The sequence below is a fragment of the Pseudomonas sp. 203-8 genome (assembly GCF_020708595.1).
Classification (GTDB): Bacteria; Pseudomonadota; Gammaproteobacteria; order Pseudomonadales; family Pseudomonadaceae; genus Pseudomonas; species Pseudomonas aeruginosa.
This window is the reverse complement of the sequence record NZ_JAJFDF010000005.1, coordinates 81,893-104,033: the sequence shown is the minus strand read 5'-3', so window position 1 is coordinate 104,033 and position 22,141 is coordinate 81,893. Positions and strand designations below refer to the sequence as shown.

Annotated in this window: 24 protein-coding genes; 13 read left to right on the top strand and 11 right to left on the bottom strand. The window is 68.3% G+C overall.

Annotated elements, in window-relative coordinates:
- Nucleotides 1-903 (top strand): GIDE domain-containing protein, encoded by a 903-nt coding sequence (locus LJF27_RS13070; protein ID WP_003120884.1) that lies wholly within the window; start codon nucleotides 1-3, stop codon nucleotides 901-903.
- Here LJF27_RS13070 and bifA read toward each other — a convergent pair whose 3' ends face one another.
- The 4 genes from bifA to LJF27_RS13050 form a co-directional block, all read right to left on the bottom strand.
- A complete protein-coding gene (gene bifA / locus LJF27_RS13065; RefSeq protein ID WP_003094007.1) occupies nucleotides 904-2,967 on the bottom strand; it encodes a cyclic-di-GMP phosphodiesterase BifA in 2,064 nt (687 codons plus the stop codon).
- Between the two features lie 180 nt (nucleotides 2,968-3,147).
- Nucleotides 3,148-3,729 carry a superoxide dismutase [Fe] gene (gene sodB, locus LJF27_RS13060; protein WP_003094005.1) on the bottom strand — a complete coding sequence of 194 codons (582 nt, stop codon included), beginning with the start codon at nucleotides 3,727-3,729 and terminating at the stop codon, nucleotides 3,148-3,150.
- A 346-nt stretch (nucleotides 3,730-4,075) separates the two neighbouring features.
- Nucleotides 4,076-4,678 carry a LysE/ArgO family amino acid transporter gene (locus LJF27_RS13055; protein ID WP_003094003.1) on the bottom strand — a complete coding sequence of 201 codons (603 nt, stop codon included), beginning with the start codon at nucleotides 4,676-4,678 and terminating at the stop codon, nucleotides 4,076-4,078.
- 1 nt (nucleotide 4,679) lies between these two features.
- Entirely contained in the window at nucleotides 4,680-5,081 is a 402-nt protein-coding gene (locus tag LJF27_RS13050) for an ACT domain-containing protein (protein WP_003103830.1), read from the bottom strand.
- A gap of 97 nt (nucleotides 5,082-5,178) precedes the next feature.
- Here LJF27_RS13050 and LJF27_RS13045 point away from each other — a divergent pair, with 97 nt between their 5' ends.
- Nucleotides 5,179-6,081, top strand: a complete 903-nt coding sequence (locus tag LJF27_RS13045; protein ID WP_003120877.1) for a LysR family transcriptional regulator ArgP — start codon at nucleotides 5,179-5,181, stop codon at nucleotides 6,079-6,081.
- Here LJF27_RS13045 and LJF27_RS13040 read toward each other — a convergent pair whose 3' ends face one another.
- On the bottom strand, nucleotides 6,082-7,140 hold the full coding sequence (locus LJF27_RS13040) for a saccharopine dehydrogenase family protein (protein WP_003093996.1): 1,059 nt from the start codon (nucleotides 7,138-7,140) through the stop codon (nucleotides 6,082-6,084).
- A 184-nt stretch (nucleotides 7,141-7,324) separates the two neighbouring features.
- Between LJF27_RS13040 and LJF27_RS13035 the strand changes: the two genes are divergently transcribed.
- A complete protein-coding gene (locus tag LJF27_RS13035) occupies nucleotides 7,325-8,314 on the top strand; it encodes an NAD-dependent epimerase/dehydratase family protein (RefSeq protein WP_003103823.1) in 990 nt (329 codons plus the stop codon).
- Here LJF27_RS13035 and LJF27_RS13030 read toward each other — a convergent pair whose 3' ends face one another.
- Nucleotides 8,315-8,578: a hypothetical protein gene (locus tag LJF27_RS13030; protein ID WP_003103821.1), complete on the bottom strand. Its 264-nt coding sequence runs from the start codon at nucleotides 8,576-8,578 to the stop codon at nucleotides 8,315-8,317.
- A gap of 290 nt (nucleotides 8,579-8,868) precedes the next feature.
- Between LJF27_RS13030 and LJF27_RS13025 the strand changes: the two genes are divergently transcribed.
- From LJF27_RS13025 to LJF27_RS13010, 4 genes are all read left to right on the top strand, one after another.
- Nucleotides 8,869-9,705 carry an ATPase gene (locus LJF27_RS13025; RefSeq protein WP_003093989.1) on the top strand — a complete coding sequence of 279 codons (837 nt, stop codon included), beginning with the start codon at nucleotides 8,869-8,871 and terminating at the stop codon, nucleotides 9,703-9,705.
- Between the two features lie 215 nt (nucleotides 9,706-9,920).
- Complete coding sequence (feoA, locus tag LJF27_RS13020; RefSeq protein ID WP_003103819.1) at nucleotides 9,921-10,148, top strand: ferrous iron transporter A; 228 nt, start codon at nucleotides 9,921-9,923, stop codon at nucleotides 10,146-10,148.
- A 17-nt stretch (nucleotides 10,149-10,165) separates the two neighbouring features.
- Nucleotides 10,166-12,466: a Fe(2+) transporter permease subunit FeoB gene (gene feoB / locus LJF27_RS13015; protein WP_003103814.1), complete on the top strand. Its 2,301-nt coding sequence runs from the start codon at nucleotides 10,166-10,168 to the stop codon at nucleotides 12,464-12,466.
- Nucleotides 12,466-12,708: a FeoC-like transcriptional regulator gene (locus LJF27_RS13010; protein ID WP_003103812.1), complete on the top strand. Its 243-nt coding sequence runs from the start codon at nucleotides 12,466-12,468 to the stop codon at nucleotides 12,706-12,708. The genes feoB and LJF27_RS13010 overlap by 1 nt, the downstream gene beginning before the upstream one ends.
- Nucleotides 12,709-12,767: 59 nt before the next feature.
- Here LJF27_RS13010 and LJF27_RS13005 read toward each other — a convergent pair whose 3' ends face one another.
- Genes LJF27_RS13005 through pyeR form a run of 3 tightly spaced genes read right to left on the bottom strand, consistent with a single transcriptional unit; the run spans nucleotide 12,768 to nucleotide 15,374 of the window.
- Nucleotides 12,768-13,820, bottom strand: a complete 1,053-nt coding sequence (locus tag LJF27_RS13005) for an alkene reductase (protein WP_003103810.1) — start codon at nucleotides 13,818-13,820, stop codon at nucleotides 12,768-12,770.
- Between the two features lie 36 nt (nucleotides 13,821-13,856).
- Entirely contained in the window at nucleotides 13,857-15,023 is a 1,167-nt protein-coding gene (locus tag LJF27_RS13000) for an MFS transporter (RefSeq protein WP_003103801.1), read from the bottom strand.
- 48 nt (nucleotides 15,024-15,071) lie between these two features.
- Nucleotides 15,072-15,374, bottom strand: a complete 303-nt coding sequence (pyeR, locus tag LJF27_RS12995; RefSeq protein WP_003093978.1) for an ArsR family transcriptional repressor PyeR — start codon at nucleotides 15,372-15,374, stop codon at nucleotides 15,072-15,074.
- Nucleotides 15,375-15,526: 152 nt separating this feature from the next.
- Between pyeR and LJF27_RS12990 the strand changes: the two genes are divergently transcribed.
- Both LJF27_RS12990 and LJF27_RS12985 read left to right on the top strand, forming a co-directional pair.
- A complete protein-coding gene (locus tag LJF27_RS12990; RefSeq protein WP_019396759.1) occupies nucleotides 15,527-16,099 on the top strand; it encodes an ACP phosphodiesterase in 573 nt (190 codons plus the stop codon).
- 149 nt (nucleotides 16,100-16,248) lie between these two features.
- Nucleotides 16,249-17,109 (top strand): universal stress protein, encoded by an 861-nt coding sequence (locus LJF27_RS12985; protein ID WP_003093974.1) that lies wholly within the window; start codon nucleotides 16,249-16,251, stop codon nucleotides 17,107-17,109.
- Here LJF27_RS12985 and olsA read toward each other — a convergent pair.
- Together olsA and olsB are read right to left on the bottom strand one after the other, a co-directional pair.
- Nucleotides 17,106-17,882 (bottom strand): lyso-ornithine lipid O-acyltransferase, encoded by a 777-nt coding sequence (gene olsA, locus LJF27_RS12980; RefSeq protein ID WP_003112769.1) that lies wholly within the window; start codon nucleotides 17,880-17,882, stop codon nucleotides 17,106-17,108. The genes LJF27_RS12985 and olsA overlap by 4 nt on opposite strands.
- Nucleotides 17,882-18,637, bottom strand: coding sequence for an L-ornithine N(alpha)-acyltransferase (olsB, locus tag LJF27_RS12975; RefSeq protein ID WP_003093970.1), 756 nt, complete (start codon nucleotides 18,635-18,637; stop codon nucleotides 17,882-17,884). The genes olsA and olsB overlap by 1 nt, the downstream gene beginning before the upstream one ends.
- 202 nt (nucleotides 18,638-18,839) lie before the next feature.
- Between olsB and LJF27_RS12970 the strand changes: the two genes are divergently transcribed.
- From LJF27_RS12970 to LJF27_RS12955, 4 genes are all read left to right on the top strand, one after another.
- The gene (locus tag LJF27_RS12970) at nucleotides 18,840-19,736 is read left to right on the top strand and encodes an acyl-CoA dehydrogenase family protein (protein ID WP_003093969.1); all 897 of its coding nucleotides are present in this window, start codon (nucleotides 18,840-18,842) and stop codon (nucleotides 19,734-19,736) included.
- An 84-nt stretch (nucleotides 19,737-19,820) separates the two neighbouring features.
- Nucleotides 19,821-20,606 (top strand): MBL fold metallo-hydrolase, encoded by a 786-nt coding sequence (locus tag LJF27_RS12965; RefSeq protein ID WP_003093967.1) that lies wholly within the window; start codon nucleotides 19,821-19,823, stop codon nucleotides 20,604-20,606.
- A 67-nt stretch (nucleotides 20,607-20,673) separates the two neighbouring features.
- Entirely contained in the window at nucleotides 20,674-21,789 is a 1,116-nt protein-coding gene (locus LJF27_RS12960) for a serine hydrolase domain-containing protein (RefSeq protein WP_003101127.1), read from the top strand.
- Nucleotides 21,786-22,121, top strand: coding sequence for a hypothetical protein (locus LJF27_RS12955; RefSeq protein ID WP_003093963.1), 336 nt, complete (start codon nucleotides 21,786-21,788; stop codon nucleotides 22,119-22,121). Before LJF27_RS12960 ends, LJF27_RS12955 begins: the two co-directional genes overlap by 4 nt.
- The last annotated feature ends 20 nt before the right edge of the window (nucleotides 22,122-22,141 follow it).

The window sequence follows — 22,141 nt, the reverse complement described above, 5'->3', positions numbered from 1 at the left end:
ATGGACTTCGACCTGCGCTGGCTGTTCATCGCCGCCAGCCTGGGGCTCTGCGCCTGGGCCGGCTGGCAGTTCGTGCACCGCCTTGCCCGGGCGCGTCTGCTCGGCGACGTACCGACCTCGCGGATCCGTTCGGCGGCGCAGGGTTTCGTCGAACTCTACGGGGTGCTCGAGGAGGGCCCGGAAGGCCCGCTGCAGGCTCCCTTGACCGGCAAGCCGTGCCTGTGGTGGCGCTACCGCATCGAAGTCGAGGAAAAGCGCAGTGGCCGCGAGAAGGCCTGGCGCACCGTCGACAAAGGTGCCAGCGAGTCGCCATTCGGCTTGCGCGATGCCACCGATGCCTGCCTGGTCGACCCACGCGGCGCCGAGGTGCGACCCTTGACCCAGCAGCGCTGGGAGGCTTTTCGCGAAGCACCGATCGATACCCTGCGACTGCTGGAGAGCTTCGGCACCCTGGTCGGCGGAGAGCGGCTCTACCGCTACACCGAGGAGCGCCTGCATGCCGGCGAGCCGCTCTATGCGCTGGGCGAATTCCGCAGCAGCGGTGGCGGTCGCCAGGGACTCGATGCCGAACGGGCGCAGGGTGCGGTGATCCGTGAATGGAAGGGCGATTTCCACGGGCTGCTGGCGCGCTTCGACAGCGACGGCAACGGCGAGCTGGACGAGCGCGAATGGAACCGGGTGCGCCTGGCGGCACGGCTGGAGGCCGAGGATCGGCATCGGGCAAGCAGCGCCGCGCCGACCCGCCACCGGCTCGGCAAGCCGGGGGAGGCGCATCCCTTCATTCTCTCCAGCCAGGGCGAGGACGATCTCGCCGTGCAACTGCGCCGCCAGGCGGCGGGGGCCGCGTTGCTCTGCCTGGGCAGCGCGCTATTGGCGGGCTGGCTGTTCAGCCGCCTGTTCTGATCAGGGCCGTTCGCTGCTGGTGGCCTGGCTCAGGCGTCGCGCCTGCTTGAGGTACTGGGTCAGTTCCCTGGCCGGCAGCGGCTTGCTGTACAGGTAGCCCTGACCTTCGTTGCAACCTTCGGCGATGATGTACGCCTCCTGCTCGGCGGTTTCCACGCCCTCGGCGATCACCTGCATGCCCAGGCTCTTGCCGAGCTGGATGATGGCGCGAACGATGGTCGCGTCGTCCTCGTCCTGCAGCAGGTCCTGGACGAAACTCTTGTCGATCTTGATCTTGTCCAGCGGCAGGCTCTTCAGGTAGCTCAGCGAGGAATAGCCGGTGCCGAAATCGTCGATGGCGATCAGCGCGCCGGCGCGGCGCAGGCTGAGGAGGTGCTGGGCGGCAGTGGAGATGTCCTCCATCAGGCCGGTCTCGGTGACTTCCAGCTCCAGGCTGCGCGCCGGCAGGCGGTAGACCTGCAGCAGGTTGCTGACCACCCGTGGCAGGGCGTTGTGGTGGAGCTGCACGGTGGAAAGATTGACCGCCATGCGCAGGTCGTCGAAGCCCTGGTCGTGCCATTCGCGCAACTGCCGGCAGGCCTGGTCGAGCACCCACTCGCCGATGCTGAAGATGCTGCCGTTCTGTTCCGCCAGCGGGATGAACAGGTCCGGCGGGACGAAGCCGTGCAACGGATGTTGCCAGCGCAGCAGCGCCTCGACGCCGACCACGCGGTGGTCGCGGTAGTCCACCTGCGGCTGGTAGACGAGGTGCAGCTCGTGGCGCTGCAGGGCGTCGCGCAGGTCCTTTTCCAGTTCCCGGCGGCGACGCATTTCGCTGTCCACGCTGGCGATGTAGAACTGGTAGCGGTTGCGCGAGCGGGTCTTGGCCAGGGTCATGGTCTGCTCGGCCTTCTGCAGCAGTTTCTCTGTGGTCTCGCCGTCCTCGGGGAACAGGGTGATACCGATGGTGGCGCGCAGGCGCACCTCGTGCTGGTCGATCTCGAACGGCGCTTCCAGGCCGTCGAGGATGCTCTGCGCCAGTTCGGCCGCCTCGTAGGGTTGCTCGATGTCGGCCTGGACCAGGGCGAACTGGTCGCCGCCCAGGCGCGCCAGCGAACCGAGCCGCGCGCTGTGCCCGCGCAGGCGGTCGGCGAGGGCGATCAGCAGCTGGTCGCCGAGCTGGTAGGTGTACTGCTCGTTGATCCCCTTGAAATCGTCGAGGCCCAGGCACAGCACTGCCACCCGGCGCTGCTGGCGGCCGGCGCCGTCGAGGATCTGGTCGAGTTGCTGTTGCAGCAACTGGCGGTTCGGCAGGCCGGTGAGGAAGTCGTACTGGGAAATGCGCAGCAGGTTGTCCTCGGCCTCGCGACGCAGGTGGCTGTTGCTTTCGATCGAGGCGAGCAACTGGTTGGCGGTGGTCACCCAGAGCCCCAGCTCGTTGCGTTCGTGCCCCTTGAGCAGCGGCAACTGGTGCTGGCTGGGGCGGTCGGGATTGATGCTGACCAGGTGCTCGATGATCTTCGACAGCGGCTTGGTCAGCATCCAGTGGTAGACCAGGAACAGCACCAGGCCCATGGCCAGGGCGCGGAGAATGCCGGAGATGAAGATGATTTCCGAAGTGGTGACGAAGTTCTCGCCGTAGGGCGCGGTGTCCAGGGTGATCTTCAGGTCGCCGTAGTATTCGCTATAGGGCGGGCGGCCGATCAGTCGAATGCTGAAGGTGCGTTCCTGGCCGAGGATCGGGTCGGTCAGCCAGCGCGTCGGCAGGTCCAGCAGCGGCCTGGATTTCTCCGCCAGCATCGGCTCGCCGGGATGGCCGATGCTCGCCTGGCGCACCGCCTCGTGCTGGAACAGGCCTTCGAGGACCTGCATCGCCATTTCCCGGTCGAGGCTGTAGACCGCCTGGGTGGAAGGGTCGCGGACCATCGCGAGGATGCGTTGGGCGTCGCTGCTCACCGCCTGCTTGGCCTTGTAGGCGTCGAAGACGATCTGCGCGCAACTGAGCACTACGCCAACGGCTAGCGCCGCCAGTAGCACGACACGCAGCAGCTTGAGCGAGAGGCTGTGTCGGGAGTCCAGTTTCAAGGGGCCTTCCTTGTTCGTCGCCAGGGCGAAAGACAAGCCGGTAGGAAGAGCTTGTTTACCTCAAGAGGCTATCACGAGCGAAGGTCTACCAGTTCCTGAGGGTAGACGATGGCTCCTCGACCGCAGATTAAAACGAAAAAGCCCGGCGAATGCCGGGCTTTTTCGTGGTTCTGATCAGACTCAGGCAGCGAAATTCTTCGCTACGAAGTCCCAGTTGACCAGGTTCCAGAACGCCTCGACGTACTTCGGACGCAGGTTGCGGTAGTCGATGTAGTAGGCGTGTTCCCAGACGTCGCAGGTCAGCAGCGGGGTGTCGCCGCTGGTCAGCGGGTTGCCGGCACCGATGGTGCTGGCCAGGGCCAAGGAGCCGTCGGCCTTCTTCACCAGCCAGCCCCAGCCGGAACCGAAGGTGCCGACGGAAGTCTTGGTGAACTCTTCCTTGAACTTGTCGAAGGAGCCGAAGGCGGCGTTGATGGCGTCGGCCAGGGCGCCGGTGGGCTGGCCACCGCCGTTCGGGCTCAGGCAGTTCCAGTAGAAGGTGTGGTTCCACACCTGGGCGGCGTTGTTGAAGATGCCGCCGGAGGAGCTCTTGACGATCTCTTCGAGGCTCTTGCCTTCGAACTCGGTGCCCGGGATCAGGTTGTTCAGGTTCACCACGTAGGTGTTGTGGTGCTTGTCGTGGTGGTATTCCAGGGTTTCTGCGGAAATGTGCGGCTCAAGGGCGTTCTTTTCGTAAGGCAGCGGCGGCAATTCGAAAGCCATGGTGTCTCTCCTATTCTTCCTCAGGTCAGGACTGGCGCGGCTAGCGCGCGACCGGTTCACGGGGCCGGTCCGATGCCTGTCCGGGAGCCCGTCCTGGATCCCCGGGGGGACGTTCGGCGGAGCGCTCCGGAAAGGGCGCCGGGTGCGACTCGGAGCCTAGGCTCCCAGTGCCGCGAACTCCGGATCATAGCACCCGTGTCGGGGCATATCCACGCAGCAACTGTAGGGGCAAAGGCCGGCGGCGGCGCGCTGCGACGGGCTTCTGCAAGCTCGCCGGCGAACACCGCCACATTCTCTCTGGACTGCCTGGTGGCGCGAGGGTTCGCTCGGGAAGACAGAAACCGCGTTATCCCCGGAACAGCAGTTGCGCGGCCATGCCCAGCATCATGGCCGCCACCATCAGGTCGAGCAGGCGCCAGGTGGCCGGGCGCGCCAGCCAGGGGGCCAGCCACGCCGCGCCGAGGGCGAGGGCGAAGAACCACATCAGCGAGGCGCTGGCCGCGCCGAGGGCATAGGCGCCCGGCGCGGCCTGCTGGGCGCCGAGCGAACCGATCAGAAGTACGGTATCGAGATAGACGTGGGGGTTGAGCAGGGTGACCGCCAGTGCCGCCAGAAGCACCGCCTTGCGCGAGCGTGGCCCGGTTTCCGCTGCGTTGCCGAGAGCGTCCGGGCGCAAGGCGCGAAGCAGCGCCTTGAGCCCGTACCAGGTCAGGAAGGCGATCCCGCCCCAGCGGGCGATGGCCAGCAGCGTCGGGTTTTCCAGCAGCAGCTTGGCCAGGCCGAACACGCCGAGGCTGACCAGCACCGCGTCGCAGAATACGCAGAGCGCGGCCACCGAGAGGTGATGCTCGCGGCGCAGGCTCTGCGCGAGAACGAAGGCATTCTGCGCGCCGATGGCGATGATCAGGCCGGCAGCCACCAGGATGCCGTTGAGATAGCTCTGCCACATGTCAGTGTGCCTCCGCCGCCAGCCGCTGGAGCACGGCGAGGGCGCGCCGGCCCTCGTCGCGGGCGACGAACAGGTGGTCGTGGAAATAGCCGGCCATCACGTTGCAACTGATCCCGGCTTCGGCCAGCGCCGTGGCGAAGGCGGCGGTCAGGCCCACCGCCGCCAACGAGGAGTGCACCGTCAGGGTGATCCAGGCCGCCACGTATTCGTAGGGCAGGCCCAGGCGTTCGGCCTGCCGGCGTTCGAGCACCAGGGTCAGGCCCTCGCGCTCGCGGAAGCTGGCGAGCGGCTCGGCGCCGTTCGGCAGCGCGCCAGCGGCGCAGGTACAGAACACATAGTCGCCGGGATTGAGTTCGGGAGTGAGCGTGCGCAGCAGGGTGCGCAGCGAGGTTTCGCCAGCCATGGTCGGTCCGCGTCGGGTGGATCGGAAAAGTGCTGGCGAGTGTGGCCGCGGGCGGTTTATAAGGAAAACGAATCCTGCTGATCTCTCATTAGGAAAACTGATTTTGTTCGACTACAAGTTGCTCGCCGCGCTGGCCGCAGTGGTGGAGCAGGGCGGTTTCGAGCGCGCCGCACAGGCGCTGGGGCTGTCGCAATCGGCGGTATCGCAGCGGATCAAGCTGCTCGAGGCGCGGGTCGGCCAGCCGGTCCTGGTGCGCGAGACGCCGCCGCATCCCACCGATCTCGGGCGCCGCCTGCTCAACCATGTGCAGCAGGTGCGGCTGCTGGAGGGCGACCTGCAGCGCTGGGTGCCGAACCTGGATGAAGGCGGTGCCCCGGAACGCCTGCGCATCGCTCTCAACGCCGATAGCCTGGCGACCTGGTGGGCCGCCGCGGTGGGCGATTTCTGCGCCGAGCGGCGGGTGCTGCTGGACCTTGTGGTGGAGGACCAGGAGGTCGGGCTCAAGCGCATGCGCGCGGGCGAAGTGGCGGGCTGCGTCTGCGGTAGCGCGCGGCCGGTGGCCGGCGCGCGTTCGCTGCTGCTCGGAGCCATGCGTTATCGCGGCCTGGCCAGCCCGGATTTCATTGCCCGGCACTTTCCCCGCGGGGTCGAGGCGGCCGCCCTGGCCGGCGTGCCGGCGATCGTGTTCGGCCCGGACGACCTGCTGCAACACCGCTTTCTCAAGGACCTCGGCGTCGAGGGCGGTTTCATCCACCACCTCTGCCCGTCCTCGGAAGGTTTCGTCCGCCTCACCGCCGGCGGTCTCGGCTGGGGCCTGGTGCCGGAGCGCCAGGTGCAAGGCGAGCTGGCGCGCGGCGAACTGGTCGAGCTGCTGCCCGGCCAGGTCATCGACGTACCGTTGTACTGGCACTACTGGCGCAACGGCGGCGAACTGCTCGCGTCGCTCACCGAGCACCTGCTCGCCCGCGCCGGCGACGGCTTGGTGCGGGTGTCAGGCTGATCAGCCGATGACGGTGATTCGTCCGGAGCCGGGCAACGATTCGACGCAGCGCGCGCCGAGCAACCGCGATGGCGTGAAGTAGCCGCCGGGACCCTGGTAGTCCAGCAGGTGGCGCACTGCCAGGAGCACGCCGTGCAGGGTCAGGTCGTACACGTTGGCCGTCTCCAGGCGCGCCGTGCGGCGTTCGCCGCGGGCGTTGCGCGCCTCGCCCCAGACCCAGGTGCGCAGGCGCTCGCGGGCCGCCTGGTCGGGGCCGGCGATGCGTTTGTCGACCTGCCCCTTGAGCCAGTCCTGGACCCGTTGCCGACCGAGCAGCGGACGCAGCGGGTCGATCAGGCGCATGCCCAGGGCCAGCAGCGGCGGCGCCGGCAGGTAGACCTCGATGTCCGGGATGCCGGTGCTGTAGTAGGCGGTGGCCACGTCGCCCCAGGGAATCGTCACGGCGTGCCGCAGGCCGCGGCCGAAATCGATGTCGCGGCGCTTGTAGCCCAGCGGCACGTCGCGCAGGCGGCCATTCTCGCGGATCTTGCCGCCGAACTTGAGGCCTTCGACGCTGGTCTTCGCGGTTCCCGTCGAAAGCCCGCTGCCGGTGTCGAAGCCCAGCGCCAGCCGTTGCGCGTCCGGCAGCGCCTCCTTCAGGCAGGCAGCCAGGCAATCGGTGGGGATCACATCGAAGCCGACGCCCGGGCAGACCACGATGCCGGCCTCGCGGGCCTCGGCGTCGCCGGCGTGGGCCTGCTCGAACACCGCGATCTCTCCAGTGATATCCACGTAGTGGGTGCCGGCGGCGCGGCAGGCGGCGATCATCGGCGTGCTGGTGGCAGAGAACGGACCGGCGCAATGGGCCACCACCTTCACCTGGTCCAGGGCTTCGCGGCAGGCCTGCGGATCCCCCAGGTCGAAGACCCGGCACTCCAGCCCGAGCTGGCTGCCGAGCGCGTGCAGGGCGGCCGGGTTGCGTCCGCCGAGGAGCGGCGTCAGGCCCTCGCGCTGCGCCTGTTCAGCGACCAGCCGGCCGGTGTAGCCGTTGGCGCCGTAGATCATCCAGTGACTGGCCATGGTGCGTCTCCCAGCGTGCAGGTGGCTTTCAGGTTAGACCTTGTAGCGCGCAGCGCCGCTTCTGTCGCCCAACGCAAGTCGTGCCGGCGGCCCGCAAGGTCGTTGTTCTGGCATGCTGTGCCAGTGGTGGCGCGGCTCCGGGTTGCTAGAGTCGCGGCACAAGAAGAACAACGGGAGAAACGCAATGCGGATTCTGGTAACGGGGGCGACGGGCTTCATCGGCGGGCGTTTCGCTCGCTTCGCCCTGGAGCAGGGCCTGTCGGTACGGGTCAGCGGTCGTCGTGCGGACGCGGTGGAACATCTGGTGGCGCGGGGCGCCGAGTTCGTTCCCGGCGACCTCGCCGACCCGGCGCTGGTCCTGCGCCTCTGCGAGGATGTCGAGGCGGTGGTGCATTGTGCCGGCGCGGTCGGAGTCTGGGGACCGCGCGAACGCTTCCTGGCGGCCAACGTCGGGCTTGCCGAGAGCGTCGTCGAGGCCTGCATGCGGCAAAAGGTGCGGCGCCTGGTGCATCTGTCGTCGCCGTCGATCTATTTCGACGGGCGCGACCACCTGGACCTGAACGAAGAGTACGTACCCCGGCGTTTTTCCGACCATTACGGGGCGACCAAGTACCAGGCCGAGCAACTGGTGCTCAGCGCCCGCGACCTGGGCCTGGAAGTGTTGGCGCTGCGTCCGCGCTTCGTGGTCGGCGCCGGCGACACCAGCATCTTCCCGCGAATGATCCAGGCCCACCGCAAGGGACGCCTGCGGATCCTCGGCAACGGCCTGAACCGGGTCGACTTCACCAGCGTGCACAATCTCAACGACGCGCTGTTCAGTTGCCTGCTGGCCGGCGAGCCGGCGCTGGGCAAGGTCTACAACATCAGCAACGGGCAGCCGGTACCGTTCTGGGATGCGGTCAACTACGTGATGCGCCAGCTCGACCTGCCGCCGGTCGGCGGTCACCTGCCGTATGCCGTCGGCTATGGCCTGGCGGCGCTCAACGAAGGCGTCTGCCGGATCCTGCCGGGGCGCCCGGAGCCGGTGCTGTTCCGCCTGGGCATGGCGGTGATGGCGAAGAACTTCACCCTGGACATCAACCGCGCCCGCGAATACCTCGACTACGACCCGCGGGTCAGCCTGTGGACCGCGCTTGACGAGTTCTGCGCCTGGTGGCGCGCCCAGGGACTCTGATCAGCCGCGCAACGGGCCGGCGTATTGTCGGCTCGGCGCCTGCGCGGGCAACAGGGAAGGTTCCGCCGGCGGCAGCGCGACCCCGCTGAGCCTGCCGAGGCGCTGTCCCAGCTCCCGCGTCGTCGCATCGCCGGAGCGGGCGCAGGCCGCCTGCATCGCGGCGATCGCATCGCGTTGCTGGAAGTGGATATCCAGCGCCTGTTCCTCGCGTAGGCGTCGGCGCACGGCGCGCATGCAATCCAGCAAGGATTTGTTCAACTCCATGCATCCTCCGGCTCTCGAATCTGCCCGGCAATGCCCAGGCAAGCGACGTGCCATGCGGGCCGCGGACCAGCGCCGGCGTGCGGGGCGGGGAACCGCTGGCGGCCTGCGGCGGTCTGTGCCGGACAACGTTCGCTCCGTCTTGGGGCGCACGGCTTCGCGGTGGAGCGCCCCGGTCCGGCAATTTGCTTCGAGCAGACGCTGAAGGGGCGGGGCCGAACCGATATAATGCGCCATTCGGCCCTTTCTCCAGGCCTCCGGCAGGATGCCGTTCCCCTTCACAGGTTTTCACCATGCGTAACGATGCTTTCGACGAACTCGACGATGTGCCCAGCCTGACCACCGATGCTGCCGACCGTGATGAATTCGGCCACCACCCGCGGCACGTCTACGAACCGGAGCAGCGCCGGGTCGTCGACACCAAGGAGCGCCGTCCGGCCTCTACCGGCCCGCTCTGGGCTCTGCTCGGGGCGATGCTGATCGCCCTCGCCGGGGTGGGTTGGTGGAGCCACCAGCAAATCAGCCTGATGGAACAGCAGTTGGTGGCGACCCAGGAAAGCTTCGTAAGGATCAGCGAGGAAGCCGCCGGGCGCCTCGACGACATTCGCGGCAAGGTGGTCGCCAGCGAGTCCAGCGTCACCAGCGAACGCGAGGCTCTGCGCCTGCAGGTCAAGCAACTGCAGGAGAAACTCGGCAGCCAGGAACGCCAGCAGGCCGATGTGAGCAACCAGTTCGGCGGCCAGGGCAAACGCCTCGACCAACTGGCCAGCGATCTCAAGGCCCAGCAGGAAAGCGCGGCGCAACTGGTCGCGCAACTGGACGGCAAGCTGCAGACACTGGCCGCCGAACAGGAGAAGCTGAAAGCCCTGCAGGTCGAACTGGGCAAGACCAACGAGCAACTCAAGGCCCTCGGCGGCGATGTCGCGGCGCTGAAGAAGCAGGGCAACCCGAGCCAGACGATCAAGGGTATCCAGGATGACCTGCTGGTATTGCGCAGCCAGCTCGACAACCGCCCGGCCCAGGGCGGCAATACCGCCGAGTTCGACGCCTTCCGCACCCAGGTGATGCGCAACATCAACACCCTCCAGGCCCAGGTGCAGAACCTGCAGCAGCAGCTCAATACCCGCTGACCCCTTGCGCCGCCAGCCGCCCGTCGCACCGGGCGCTGGCGGCGACAGTTCGCCGCGCCCGGCGAAAATCCCCGCTTCCATTGCTCTGGATCAGCGAATCCGCTGCTCCTCCACTCCGATACTGCGTCCTTAAGCGAGCCTTAAGTGAGAGTCGTTTAGATTCTCGGTCACCGGCCAGGGAGGCCATTGGTCCCTTCCTCTGCCTGGAATCCGCCATGAGCGCACTGCAACCGTCCCGTTCCTACCGCATCACCGGTTATTCCCCCGCCATCAGCAACGGCTATCGCCAACGCCTGTTCTCCATGGGGCTTCTGCCCGGCGCGGCGCTGCGCGTGGTGCGCATCGCCCCGCTGGGCGACCCGATCCAGGTCGAGACCCGCCAGACCAGCCTGGCGCTGCGGCGCAAGGACCTCGCCCTGCTGACCCTCGTCCCGCTCGACTGACCCCGCCCGGAATCCCCATGACCGCATTGACCCTCGGCCTGATCGGCAATCCCAACTCCGGCAAGACCACCCTGTTCAACCAGCTCACCGGCTCGCGCCAGCGGGTCGGCAACTGGGCCGGCGTCACCGTGGAGCGCAAGGAGGGTGCGTTCCATACCGTCCGTCACGCGGTACGCTTGGTCGACCTGCCCGGCACCTATTCGTTGACCAGCGTTTCCGCCCAGGCCTCGCTGGACGAGCAGATCGCCTGCCGCTACATCGCCAGCGGCGAAGTGGACGTGCTGGTCAACGTGGTGGATGCGGCGAACCTGGAGCGCAACCTGTACCTCACGGTGCAACTGCGGGAGATGGGCATCCCCTGCATCGTCGCGCTGAACATGCTCGACATCGCCCGTAGCCAGCGCATCCGCATCGATATCGACGGTCTGGCGCGGCGTCTCGGCTGCCCGGTGGTGCCGCTGGTATCCACCCGCGCCGATGGCATCGACGAACTGAAGGCGGCCATCGACTCCCTACAGCTCCCGCAGGCGGCGCTGGCGGTGGATTACCCACCGGCCATCCAGGCGCAGGTCGGCTACCTTCTGGAAACGCGCGCTCCGGCGGCCTCGGCCATCGAGCCGCGCTGGCTGGCGTTGCAGGCGCTGGAAGGCGACATCTTCAACGGCCCGGCGCTGGGCTTGCCGCCCGCCACCCTGGAACAGGCGCGCCAGGGCTGCGGCGAGGAGCCCGAGCTGGCGATCGTCGATGCGCGCTACCGACTGATCGGCGAGATCTGTGCGGCGGTCTGCGACCACCAGCAGGCTCAGCCGCACCGGCTGACCCAATGGCTCGACCGGGTCGTCCTGAATCGCTGGCTGGGTCTGCCGATCTTCCTGCTGGTGATGTACCTGATGTTCTTCTTCGCCATCAACATCGGCGGGGCGCTACAGCCGATCTTCGACAAGGGCTCGTCGGCGATCTTCATCGACGGCATCCAGTGGCTGGGTATCCGCTTCGGCCTGCCCGATTGGCTCACGGTGTTCCTCGCCCAGGGCATCGGTGGCGGGGTCAACACGGTGTTGCCGCTGGTGCCGCAGATCGGCTTGATGTACCTGTTCCTCTCGCTGCTCGAGGATTCCGGCTACATGGCACGCGCGGCCTTCGTCATGGACCGCCTGATGCAGGCGCTGGGCCTGCCGGGCAAGTCGTTCGTGCCGCTGATCGTCGGTTTCGGCTGCAACGTACCGTCGATCATGGGCGCGCGGACCCTGGACGCGCAGCGCGAGCGGCTGATTACCATCATGATGGCGCCGTTCATGTCCTGCGGCGCGCGCCTGGCGATCTTCGCCGTATTCGCCGGGGCCTTCTTCGGCCAGGGCGGCGCGCTGGTGATCTTCTCCCTGTACCTGCTCGGCATCGTCGTGGCGATCCTCACCGGGCTGTTGCTCAAGCACACCTTGATGCGCGGCGAGGCCTCGCCGTTCGTCATGGAACTGCCGCTGTACCATGTGCCACACCTTAAGAGCCTGCTGCTGCAGACCTGGTCGCGCCTGCGCGGCTTCGTGGTGCGGGCCGGCAAGGTGATCATCCTGGTCAGCCTGGTGATCGGCGGCCTGAACAGCATCACCCTCGACGGCAAGCCGGTGCAGGGCGACATCGGCCATTCCGCGCTGGCCAGCGTCAGCCAGCGTCTCACTCCGCTGCTGGCGCCGCTCGGGGTGCAGCCGGACAACTGGCAGGCCACCGTCGGCCTGGTCACCGGGGCGATGGCCAAGGAAGTGGTGGTCGGCACCCTGAACACCCTCTACACCGCCGAGCAGATCCAGGGCGAGGCCTTCGACTACGAAGGCTACGACCTGCCCGGGCAACTGCGCGAGGCCCTGGTCGAGACCTGGGACGGCCTGGTCGATACCTTCAGCCTCAGCGTGCTGGCCAACCCGGTGGAGGCGAGCATGGCCGACGGCGACATGGAGACCGGCTCGATGGGCACCATGGCGAGCAAGTTCGGCAGCCCCATCGCGGCCTACAGCTATCTGGTCTTCGTCCTGCTCTACGTGCCCTGCGTGACCGCCATGGGCGCGATCGCCCGGGAAAGCAGCAAGGGCTGGATGGCTTTCTCGGTGCTCTGGGGGCTGAACGTCGCCTACTCGCTGGCGACCCTCTGCTACCAGGTCGCCACCTTCGCCGCGCACCCCGAGCGTAGCGTCCTGACCATCGCCGTGGTGCTGCTCTTCAACCTGATCCTGATGACCTGCCTGCGTCTGTTCGGCCGTGAGCAGGTACTGCAACTGCCAGGCCGAATGGCCGATGCCCCGAGCGGGCAGGGAGGATGTCACTGATGGCGACACTCATGCAGCTCCGCGCCGCCCTGGAAGACGGCCAGGCGCGTGGGCTGAAACAGCTCAGCCGCCAGGTGGACGCGCCGCCGGCGCTGGTGGAGGCGATCCTGGAGCGGCTGATCGCGCTCGGCAAGGTCGAGCGGGTGGCTGCGCAAAGCTCGGGCGGTTGCGGCGGCGGTTGCAAGGGCTGCGCCCAGCGCGATCCGTGCGCGGAGCCGGAGCCGTATTTCCGCCTGCGCTAGACGGGCAAAGCACAGAGCCCGCCACGACAAGCGTGGCGGGCTCTTCCTGGCTGGCGCGATCAGGCCAGGGTCGGATAGTCCAGGTAGCCTTCAGTACCGCCGGTATAGAAGGTTTCCGGGCGCGGCGGGTTCAGTTCGGCGCCCTGGCGCAGGCGTTCGACCAGGTCCGGGTTGGCGATGAAGGGGACGCCGAAGGCCACCGCATCGGCGTCGCCCTTGGCCAGGATGGCGTTGGCGCTGTCGAGGGTGAACTGCTCGTTGGCGATGTAGGGTCCGCCGAAGGCTTTCTTCAGGGCTACGCCGATGCTGTCGTCGGCCTGCGCTTCGCGGGCGCAGATGAAGGCGATGCCGCGCTTGCCCAGCTCACGGGCGACATGGCTGAAGGTTTCCAGGCGGTTGGAATCGCCCATGTCGTGGGAGTCGGCACGCGGCGCCAGGTGTACGCCGACGCGCTGGGCGCCCCATACGGAGATCGCCGCGTCGGTGACCTCCAGCAGCAGGCGCGCGCGGTTCTCGATGGAGCCGCCGTAGCGGTCGGTGCGCTTGTTGGTGCTGTCCTGGAGGAACTGGTCGAGCAGGTAGCCGTTGGCGCCGTGGATCTCCACGCCGTCGAAGCCGGCGGCCTTGGCCCGCTCGGCGCCCTGGCGGTAGGCCTCGACGATGTCGGCGATCTCCTCGGTGTCCAGCGCGCGCGGGGTGACGTAGGGACGCTTCGGGCGCACCAGGCTGACGTGCCCCTCGGCGGCGATGGCGCTCGGCGCCACCGGCAGCTCGCCATTCAGGTAGAGCGGATCGGAAATCCGCCCGACGTGCCAGAGTTGCAGGAAGATGCGCCCGCCGGCGGCGTGCACCGCCTTGGTCACGTTGCTCCAGCCACGGACCTGGTCATCGGACCAGATGCCGGGGGTGTCGGGGTAGCCCACGCCCATCGGCGTGACCGCGGTGGCCTCGCTGAGGATCAGGCCGGCATCGGCGCGCTGGGCGTAGTACTCGGCCATCAGGGCGTTGGGCACGCGGCCTTCATCGGCGCGGCAGCGGGTCAGCGGCGCCATGACGATGCGGTTGGGCAGCTCGAGGTCGCCGAGCACGATGGGATCGAACAGAGTAGCCATGGAACATCCTCCACTAGGGAATAGACGGACAGGGGATCAATCGAGGACCGGCTGCGCCTGGGCGCGGCCGTTTCCGGAAAAGGCGATCAGGGTGGCCAGCAGCGCCAGCGCGGCCAGCGCGGCGGCGGCCAGCGGCACGCGGGTCAGGCCCAGGCCGTGGTCGATGACGCTGCCGCCGACCCAGGCGCCGAGCGCGTTGCCGACGTTGAAGGCGCCGATGTTCAGGGTCGCCACCAGGTTCGGCGCGGCATGCCCGACGCGGACCACGTTGACCTGCAGCGCGGGCACCGCGGCGAAGGCGGCGGCGGCCCAGAAGAACAGGGTGATTTCCGCCGGCAGCAGGGCCTGGCTGGTCCAGCTGAACAGCGCCGAGACCAGCGCCATGGCGGCGAACACCGCGGCCATGGTGGTGCCCAGGCGCCAGTCGGCGAGGCGGCCGCCGATCACGTTGCCGACGGTCAGGCCGACGCCGATCAGCAGCAGGGTCCAGGTCACGCCGCGCGGGCTGACCCCGGTGACTTCGCCGAGCAGCGGCGCGACGTAGGTGAACAGGGCGAACATCGAGGCGGCGAACAGCACGGTGGTGCCCAGGGCCAGCCACAGCGACGGGTTCTTCAGCGCGGACATTTCCTGGCGCAGGTCGACCTTCTCTTCCTCGCGGTCGTTTGGCAGCACCCTGGCCAGGCCGACGAAGGCGACCACGCCGATCAGGGTCACCACCCAGAAGGTCGCGCGCCAGCCGGCTTCCTGGCCGAGCGCGGTACCCAGCGGCACGCCGAGCACGTTGGCCAGGGTCAGGCCGGTGAACATCAGGGCCACGGCGGAAGCGCGGCGGTTCGGCGCCACCAGGCTGGCGGCGACCACCGAGCCGATGCCGAAGAAGGCGCCATGGCAGAGCGCGGTGACGATCCGCGCCAGCATCAGCAGGCCGTAGTTGGCGGCCACCGCGCAGAGCAGGTTGCCGACGATGAAGATGCCCATCAGCGCGAGCAGGGCTTTCTTGCGTTCCAGGCGGGCGGTGGCCATGGCCATCAACGGGGCGCCGAAGGCCACGGCGAAGGCGTAGCCGCTGATCAGCCAGCCGGCGCTGGGAATGGATACCCGCAGGTCGCCGGCGACCTGCGGCAGCAGGCCCATGATGACGAATTCGGTGGTACCGATGGCAAAGGCGGATAAAGCGAGGACGAGAAGAGACGCCGGCATCGGTCGAGCTCCTGGACTGCGAGGTGGTGGGGTGGAAGCGAGTGCTGCTTACAGCTCGTCGCCGAGTTGGTCGAGGAAGGCCTGGATGGTCTCCTCGTTGCGCTTGAAGAAATTCCACTGGCCGACCCGGCGGCTGGTCACCAGACCGGCGCGTTGCAGGGTGGCGAGGTGTACCGACACGGTGGACTGGGAGAGACCGGTACGCTGGTCGAACTTGCCGGCGCAGACGCCGATCTCGAACGGGTGGTCCTGCTCGACGAAGTACTTCTCCGGTTCCTTCAGCCAGCGCAGCATGTCGCGTCGCACCGGGTGGGAGAGAGCCTTGATGATTTCGTCGATGTCCAGTGGCATGGCGGTGGTCCGTTGGCCGTCCATATCGGGTTGGGACGAACTATATATCGGTGTGGGACGATATGGGGATCGATTGCGACGATAGTCGCTATCGACAGGGCTGATGACGATGATCGAAACGACCGTTCCGTCCCTGGGGTAAGCTAGCCCGCATGAACTACCTCGCGCATCTCCACCTCGGCGGCCCGCAACCGGCCCAACTGCTCGGCAGCCTGTACGGCGACTTCGTCAAGGGCCGCCTGCAGGGACAATGGCCGGGCGAGATCGAGCGGGCCATCCAGTTGCACCGGCGCATCGACGCCTTCACCGACAGCCATCCACTGGTGCATGCGGCCAAGCGGCGCTTCCCGCTGGAGCGCCGGCGTTTCGCCGGCGTCCTGCTGGACGTGTTCTTCGACCACTGCCTGGCGCGCGACTGGAACGACTACGCCGACGAACCGCTGCCGCAGTTCGTCGAGCGGGTCTACGGCACCCTGCGCACCGCCTCGCTGCTGCCGGAGCGCCTGGCGCGCATCGCGCCGCGGATGGCGGCCCAGGACTGGTTGGGCAGCTACCGCGAGTTCGCGGTCTTGCGCGAAGTGCTGGGCGGTATGTCGCGGAGGCTGTCGCGACCGCACCTGCTGGACGGTTCCTGGGAAGAACTGGCCCAGCGCTACGATGACCTGAGCGCGGATTTCCGCGCCTTCTACCCGCAACTCCAGGCTTTCGCCCTGAGCCAGCGCTGAGCCTGGCGCAGCGGCCATTGGCCCGGTCGGCGGAATCACCTATCAATTGTTTCAGTCCGAAGCATCCGCTTGATGCACATCAACCGGCAGCGGTCGCGTCGATCGTTCAATGGGGCCGACGTTCAACGCTCTGCCAATGGAGGTGGAAGATGAAACGAATCCTGGTGGCGACCGACCTGTCCTCGCGTTCCGAGCTGGCGGTCATGCGCGCCGCGGCGCTGGCCAAGGCGAGGAATGCCGAACTGACCGTGCTGAACGTGCTCGACGACGACCAGCCGCCGGTGCTGATCGCGCCGCAACGGCTGGCCATCGCCAACCTGCTGGAAGTGAACGGACAGGCCCTGAAGGAGCGCCTCGGCGTCGAGTCCAAGGCGATCGTGCGGGTCGGCGATCCGGTGGTGGTGATCAACGCGGTGGCCGAGGAGATCGGCGCCGACCTGCTGGTGATGGGCGCGCACCGGCACACGCCGCTGCGCGACCTGTTCATCGGCACCACCCTGGAGCGGGTGGTACGCAATGCGAAGATCCCGGTGCTGCGCGCGGCCGGTGCGCCGGAAGAGGAGTACCGCCGGGTGCTGCTGGCGCTGGACTTCTCGCCGACCTCGACGCGCGCGGTGCAGATGGCCGGCCAGCTCGGCTTCCTCGACGCCGCCAGCCTTACCGCGCTGCATGCCTTCGAGCCGTTCGCCAAGGGCATGATGCGTTATTCGGGGATCAAGGAAGACCGCGTCGAGCATTACGTCGACCAGGAGGAACTCAAGGCCAACGTCGAGCTGCGCGACTACGTCGCCGGCCTGGGGCTGGGCCGCGAGGACATCCAGTTGCGCGTCGGCGAAGGCTTGCCGATCAACGTGATCATGACCGAGGTACGCCGCCAGGCGCCGCAGTTGACGGTGCTCGGCACCCAGGGCCTGACCGGCTTCCGCCGCGCGCTGATCGGCAGCGTGGCCGAGGCGGCCCTCGGCGACCTGCCGTGCGACGTGCTGGCGGTGCCGCCCAAGCGCGACTAGGCGGCGCGCCGGGTTTGCGTAGGGGCGGCAGTGCCGAACAGCGCCAGGCGCACCGCCTGCTGGGCCTGGCGGGCCAGTTCGGCGCGGTCCAGGCCCTGGCTGGGGATCGGTTCCAGCAGCTGGATATGCACGCTGCCGCGCTCGCCGCGCAGCAGGCGGCCGAGGTGGCTGAGCAAGTCGTCGTCGCCGATGAACGGCGCCTGCGCATCGGGCACGCCGTCGCGGCGGTAGCTGATCGCCACCGGCTGCACCGCCACGCCGGCTTCCAGGGCGCTGGCCATCAGGCGACCGTGGAAGGTGCGCAGGCTTTCGCCGTTGGTGGTGGTGCCTTCCGGGAAGATCAGCAGGTTGCGCCCACGGTGCAGTTGTTCGGCCAAGCGCTGGTTGATCAGCCGGCTGTCGCCCGAGCCGCGGCGGATGAACAGGGTGCCGGCCTTTTCCGCCAGCCAGCCGGCCAGCGGCCAGGCACGCACCTCGGCCTTGGACAGGAAGGTCAGCGGCGCCAGGGCGCCGAGCAGCGGGATATCGGTCCAGGACACATGGTTGGCTACCCACAGCATGGGTTGCCGGGGCGCTTCGCCGCTGACCCTGACCTCGAAGGGCAGGGCCGCGCAGAGGCGCGCCAGCCACCAGCGGGTCAGGCGCTGGCGCAGCGGCGTGACGTCGGCGCCGGGCAGCCGCTCGCGCAGGCTGACCCAAGCGGCTAGGCCCAGTCCGAGCGCGACCAGCCCGAGCAGGCGTGCGCTGCGCAGCAGCAGGCGCAGCCGCGCCATCAGACCGCTGCCTTGAAGTGGCGGGCGTAGCGCGGGCAGAGTTCGTCGCGCTTGAGCAGGATGAACACGTCGGCGACCTGGAAATCCGGGTCCCAGCAAGGCTCGCCGCAGATCTTGGCGCCCAGGCGCATGTAGGCCTTGAGCAGCGGCGGCAGCTCGGCGGTGAGGTTTTCCGGGACGTCCAGCGGCGGCAGCGGGTTCTTCGGCTCGGCCTGCAGGTAGTCGGTGCACAGGTAGCGTTCGCGCAGCCGCTGCATCACCGCCTTGGCCTGCATACCGCCGTCGCGCATGGGAATGCTGGCGCAGCCCATCAGGTAGCGGTAGCCGCCCTCGTTGAGGACCTCGGCGAGTTCGCCCCAGAGTACCGCGATGGTGGCGCCGTTGCGGTATTCGGGAGCGACGCAGGTGCGGCCGATCTCCAGGACCGGGCCGTGCAGGGCGTCGAGGCCGGAGAGGTGGAACTCCTCTTCGCTGTAGAAGCGCCCGAGGCGTTCGGCGGCGCGATGGTCGAGCAGCCGGGTGGTGGCCACCAGGGCGCCGCTGTCGAGGTCGCGGACGCCGATGTGCGCGCAGTGACGGTCGTAGTCGTCGCGGTCGAGGCCGTCTTCGGCGCCTTCGAGCTTGGCGTCGAACTCGGCGCTGAATACGCGGTAGCGCAGGGCCTGGGCCTCGCGCAGGGCGCGGGCGCCGTTCAGGCGCTCGGCCTTCAGGCGGCGTCCGGCGACGGGTTCGCGGGTAATGGCGGTCTGGGTCATGCCTGGGCCTCCTTGGGCCGGCGCCGCGGGTTGCGGCCGCTCGGCTTTGTTGTGCAAGCTCAGGCTAGGAAGGCGCGGTGTCACCCCTGTGACAGGGGCGTGATGCTTGTATGACATTGTCGCCGGATGTAACGCGCCGTTGTTCAACGCTGGCACCCTCGGCAGGATGCCGGTTCCGACACATTCCACACTGGAGTCCGCCATGTCCTGGCAACGCTTGCTCGGCCCGCTCGACCGCCTGCCCACCGAAGGCTCCCTGGAAGACTGGCACGCCGCCGCCCTGGCGCGCGCCGACGGTCTTGGCACCCTGGAGCGGGCGGTGCTCGGCGGACGATTGGCCGCGAGTCCGGGCCTGGCCTTCCTCGCCGGCTACCAGGCGGCCCTGCGCGCGCTCTGGCCGGCGGCGCCGGAAGGTCTCGGCGCGCTGTGCGTGACCGAGAAGCGCAGCGTGCGCCCGGCGGACCTGCAGACCCGCCTGGAGGGGCTGGTCCTGCATGGACAAAAGGATTTCGTCACCGCTGGCGACAGCGCCTCCTGGTGGCTGGTGGCCGCCCGCGACGAGGCACCGGGGCAGCCGCCGCGACTGTCGATGACGGTGGTCCTGGCCGGCGCCCCGGGGGCGCGCCTGGAGGCGTTGCCGGCGCTGCCGCTGATGCCGGATGTGCCGCATTCCCGCCTGTTGCTCGACGGTGCCCATTGCGAGCGCCTGCCCGGCGATGGTTGGGACGACTACGTCAGGCCGTTCCGCCTGCTGGAGGATGTCCATGTGCTGGCGGCGCTGGTCGGCTGGCTCTATGGGGTCGGCCATGAATGCGGCTGGCCCTCGCCGCTGCTGCTGCGCCTGGCCGGCATCCTCGGCGGCTGCGCCGAGGTCGCGCGGCATCCGGTCGCCTGCGTCGGCACCCAGGCGGTACTGGCTGGGCTGTTCGAACAGTTCTCGGCGCTGGAGGGGCAACTGGATGCCGCCTTCGCCGCCAACGCCTCGACCTGGGAGGCATTGTGGCAACGCGATCGCGGCTTGCTGGCGATTGCCAACGGGGCCCGCAAAGTTCGCCTGGAGAAGGCCTTGACCCGCCTCGGGCTTGACCCAGGTCAGTGAGGCGCCGCGCCGCAGGCGCTTACCCTGCGCAGCATCCGGCGAGGAATGCTCCTCGGCGCCTGCACAGAGTAGATTTCACCGACCATGCGACGCGAACCGATCGTGCTGTTCGACAACGGCAGCCACCAGTGCCTGTGTTTCGATGACCTCGTCAGCGGCGAAGGGGTCCAGTCCAACCAGTTCCTGATCGTCGACAACGGCCAGTACCTGCTGCTCGATCCCGGCGGCGACCTGACCTACACGCCGCTCTCGCTGGAGTTGTCGAAACGCTTTCCGCTGCAGGAGCTGGACTACATCTTCGCTTCGCACCAGGACCCGGACATCATCGCCGCCCTCGACAAGTGGCTGCTGCACACCCGCGCCCGGGTGATCTGCTCCAAGCTGTGGGCGCGCTTCCTGCCGCACCTGACGGCCAACTACCTGGCGGTCAGCCATGGCATCAACACCTACGACCGGGTCATGCCGTTGCCCGACCGCGGCCAGGCGATCGCTCTCGGCGACTGCTCGTTGAAGGCGATCCCCGCGCATTTCCTGCATTCGGTGGGCAACTTCCAGCTCTACGACCCGGTGAGCAAGATCCTTTTCTCGGGCGATATGGGCGCCTCGCTGGTGGACGACGCGGCGCCGGTCAGCGATTTCGCCGCGCATATCCAGTACATGGACGGATTCCATCGCCGCTACATGGCGGCGAACAAGATCTGCCGCCTGTGGGCGCGGATGGTCCGGGACATGGATGTGGAGATGATCGTGCCGCAACACGGGCGGCCCTTCGTCGGCAAGGAAATGATCAGCGCCTTCCTCTACTGGATCGAGAACCTCGAGTGCGGCATCGACCTGCTCGGCCCGGACGACTACCGCATGCCAGGCTGAGTCCGCGCTTCCTGGCGTCATCGAGGCCATGCTAGGGTTGCCCCTCGACCGTCGAGAGGGCCCGCCGATGCCCGCTTTGCCGTTGTCCCGCCGCGCCCTCGCCGCGCTGGCCCTGGTATTCGCCCTCCCTGCCCTGGCCGAAGACTGGCCCGACACCGACTGGCCCCGTGCCCAACAGCCCGCGGGGCCGGCGCTGGAGGCATTCGAGCGCTATGCCTTCGGTCGTCGCGACGATGTTCGTCGCAAAGGCATCCGCACCGACGCGGTAGTGGTGATCCGCGACGGTCGCCTGGTCTATGAGCGCTACGCCGGCCCGAGCCGTGCAGAGACCCCGCACCTTACCTGGTCGGTGAGCAAGAGCCTGCTCGCCACGCTGCTTGGCGTCGCCGAGGGCGAAGGGCGCTTCCAGCTCGACGACCCGGTGGCGCGCTACTACCCGCCGTTCGCCCGTCATCCCGAGGTGACGTTGCGCCACCTGCTGAACTGGTCTTCCGGGCTGGACTGGCAGGAGGACTACGAGTTCGCGCCGTTGAAGTCCTCCGTGGTGGCGATGCTCTACACCCGTGGGCGTGACGACATGGCCGGCTTCGTCGCCGAAACCCCGCAGGCCCGGCCGCCGGGCCGGCGTTTCCGCTACTCCAGCGGCGACAGCAACGTGCTGGCGGCGGCCCTCCACGGCATGCTCGGCGCGGACTATGCCGAGTACCCCTGGCGCGCGCTGTTCGAGCCGCTGGGCATCCGTTCGGCGGTATGGGAGCGAGACGCCGCCGGCACGTTCGTCGGCTCGTCGTACGTCTACATGAGCGCCCGCGACCTGGCGCGCGTCGGCCTGCTGATGCAGCGCCACGGGCGCTGGCGCGAGCGGCAACTGCTGCCGCTGGCATGGGTCGAGTTCAACCTGACGCCCTTCGCCCGCTACCGGCCGAGCGCGGAAGAGGAGGGCGAGGCGGTGCCGGGCGGCCAGTGGTGGTTGAACCGTGCGGTGAAAGGCGCGCCGGCGCCCTGGCCGGACGTCGCCGAGACCGCCTTCGCCGCGCTCGGCCACTGGGGCCAGGCGCTCTACGTGCTGCCCGAGGAGAAGCTGGTGATCGTGCGCTACGCCGACGACCGCGACGGGCGTTTCCGCCACAACGAATTCCTGCGCCTGGCACAGGCGGCGTTCGCCGGGGAGGCGCGGCCATGATCCGTCGCCATCCCTTGCTCTTCCTGTTCGTCCTGGGGCTGCTCGCTGCCCTCGCGTGGGCCTGGCAGAACCGCATCCACCTGGCGGCCTTTCCCGCCATCATCGGCGCCTACACGGCCAAGGAGTACTGCTCCTGCCGCTACGTGATGGGGAACTCCGCGGACTATTGCCGGGCCTATACCCAACAGTACGTGCCGATCAGCGGCTTCTTCGACGACGAAGCCCGCCGCCGGGTGACCGCCCGCGGCCTCGGCAGTACGCAGACGGCCGCCTGGCTGGGCCCGCGCGAGGGATGCCGGCTCATGCCCGAGGCGGACAGGCTGCCGGACTGACCGGCGGCGCATGTCGGGGC

Coding starts and splice junctions, on each gene's coding strand:
- LJF27_RS12955 (WP_003093963.1), top strand. CDS start 21,786: ATGATCCGTCGCCATCCCTTGCTCTTCCTGTTCGTCCTGGGGCTGCTC.
- olsB (WP_003093970.1), bottom strand. CDS start 18,637: ATGACCCAGACCGCCATTACCCGCGAACCCGTCGCCGGACGCCGCCTG.
- LJF27_RS13000 (WP_003103801.1), bottom strand. CDS start 15,023: ATGCCGGCGTCTCTTCTCGTCCTCGCTTTATCCGCCTTTGCCATCGGT.
- LJF27_RS13030 (WP_003103821.1), bottom strand. CDS start 8,578: ATGGAGTTGAACAAATCCTTGCTGGATTGCATGCGCGCCGTGCGCCGA.
- olsA (WP_003112769.1), bottom strand. CDS start 17,882: ATGGCGCGGCTGCGCCTGCTGCTGCGCAGCGCACGCCTGCTCGGGCTG.
- LJF27_RS13005 (WP_003103810.1), bottom strand. CDS start 13,820: ATGGCTACTCTGTTCGATCCCATCGTGCTCGGCGACCTCGAGCTGCCC.
- LJF27_RS13055 (WP_003094003.1), bottom strand. CDS start 4,678: ATGTGGCAGAGCTATCTCAACGGCATCCTGGTGGCTGCCGGCCTGATC.
- LJF27_RS13035 (WP_003103823.1), top strand. CDS start 7,325: ATGCGGATTCTGGTAACGGGGGCGACGGGCTTCATCGGCGGGCGTTTC.
- feoA (WP_003103819.1), top strand. CDS start 9,921: ATGAGCGCACTGCAACCGTCCCGTTCCTACCGCATCACCGGTTATTCC.
- LJF27_RS13040 (WP_003093996.1), bottom strand. CDS start 7,140: ATGGCCAGTCACTGGATGATCTACGGCGCCAACGGCTACACCGGCCGG.
- LJF27_RS12985 (WP_003093974.1), top strand. CDS start 16,249: ATGAAACGAATCCTGGTGGCGACCGACCTGTCCTCGCGTTCCGAGCTG.
- LJF27_RS13010 (WP_003103812.1), top strand. CDS start 12,466: ATGGCGACACTCATGCAGCTCCGCGCCGCCCTGGAAGACGGCCAGGCG.
- sodB (WP_003094005.1), bottom strand. CDS start 3,729: ATGGCTTTCGAATTGCCGCCGCTGCCTTACGAAAAGAACGCCCTTGAG.
- LJF27_RS12960 (WP_003101127.1), top strand. CDS start 20,674: ATGCCCGCTTTGCCGTTGTCCCGCCGCGCCCTCGCCGCGCTGGCCCTG.
- pyeR (WP_003093978.1), bottom strand. CDS start 15,374: ATGCCACTGGACATCGACGAAATCATCAAGGCTCTCTCCCACCCGGTG.
- LJF27_RS13025 (WP_003093989.1), top strand. CDS start 8,869: ATGCGTAACGATGCTTTCGACGAACTCGACGATGTGCCCAGCCTGACC.
- feoB (WP_003103814.1), top strand. CDS start 10,166: ATGACCGCATTGACCCTCGGCCTGATCGGCAATCCCAACTCCGGCAAG.
- LJF27_RS12970 (WP_003093969.1), top strand. CDS start 18,840: ATGTCCTGGCAACGCTTGCTCGGCCCGCTCGACCGCCTGCCCACCGAA.
- LJF27_RS13050 (WP_003103830.1), bottom strand. CDS start 5,081: ATGGCTGGCGAAACCTCGCTGCGCACCCTGCTGCGCACGCTCACTCCC.
- LJF27_RS12990 (WP_019396759.1), top strand. CDS start 15,527: ATGAACTACCTCGCGCATCTCCACCTCGGCGGCCCGCAACCGGCCCAA.
- LJF27_RS12965 (WP_003093967.1), top strand. CDS start 19,821: ATGCGACGCGAACCGATCGTGCTGTTCGACAACGGCAGCCACCAGTGC.
- LJF27_RS13070 (WP_003120884.1), top strand. CDS start 1: ATGGACTTCGACCTGCGCTGGCTGTTCATCGCCGCCAGCCTGGGGCTC.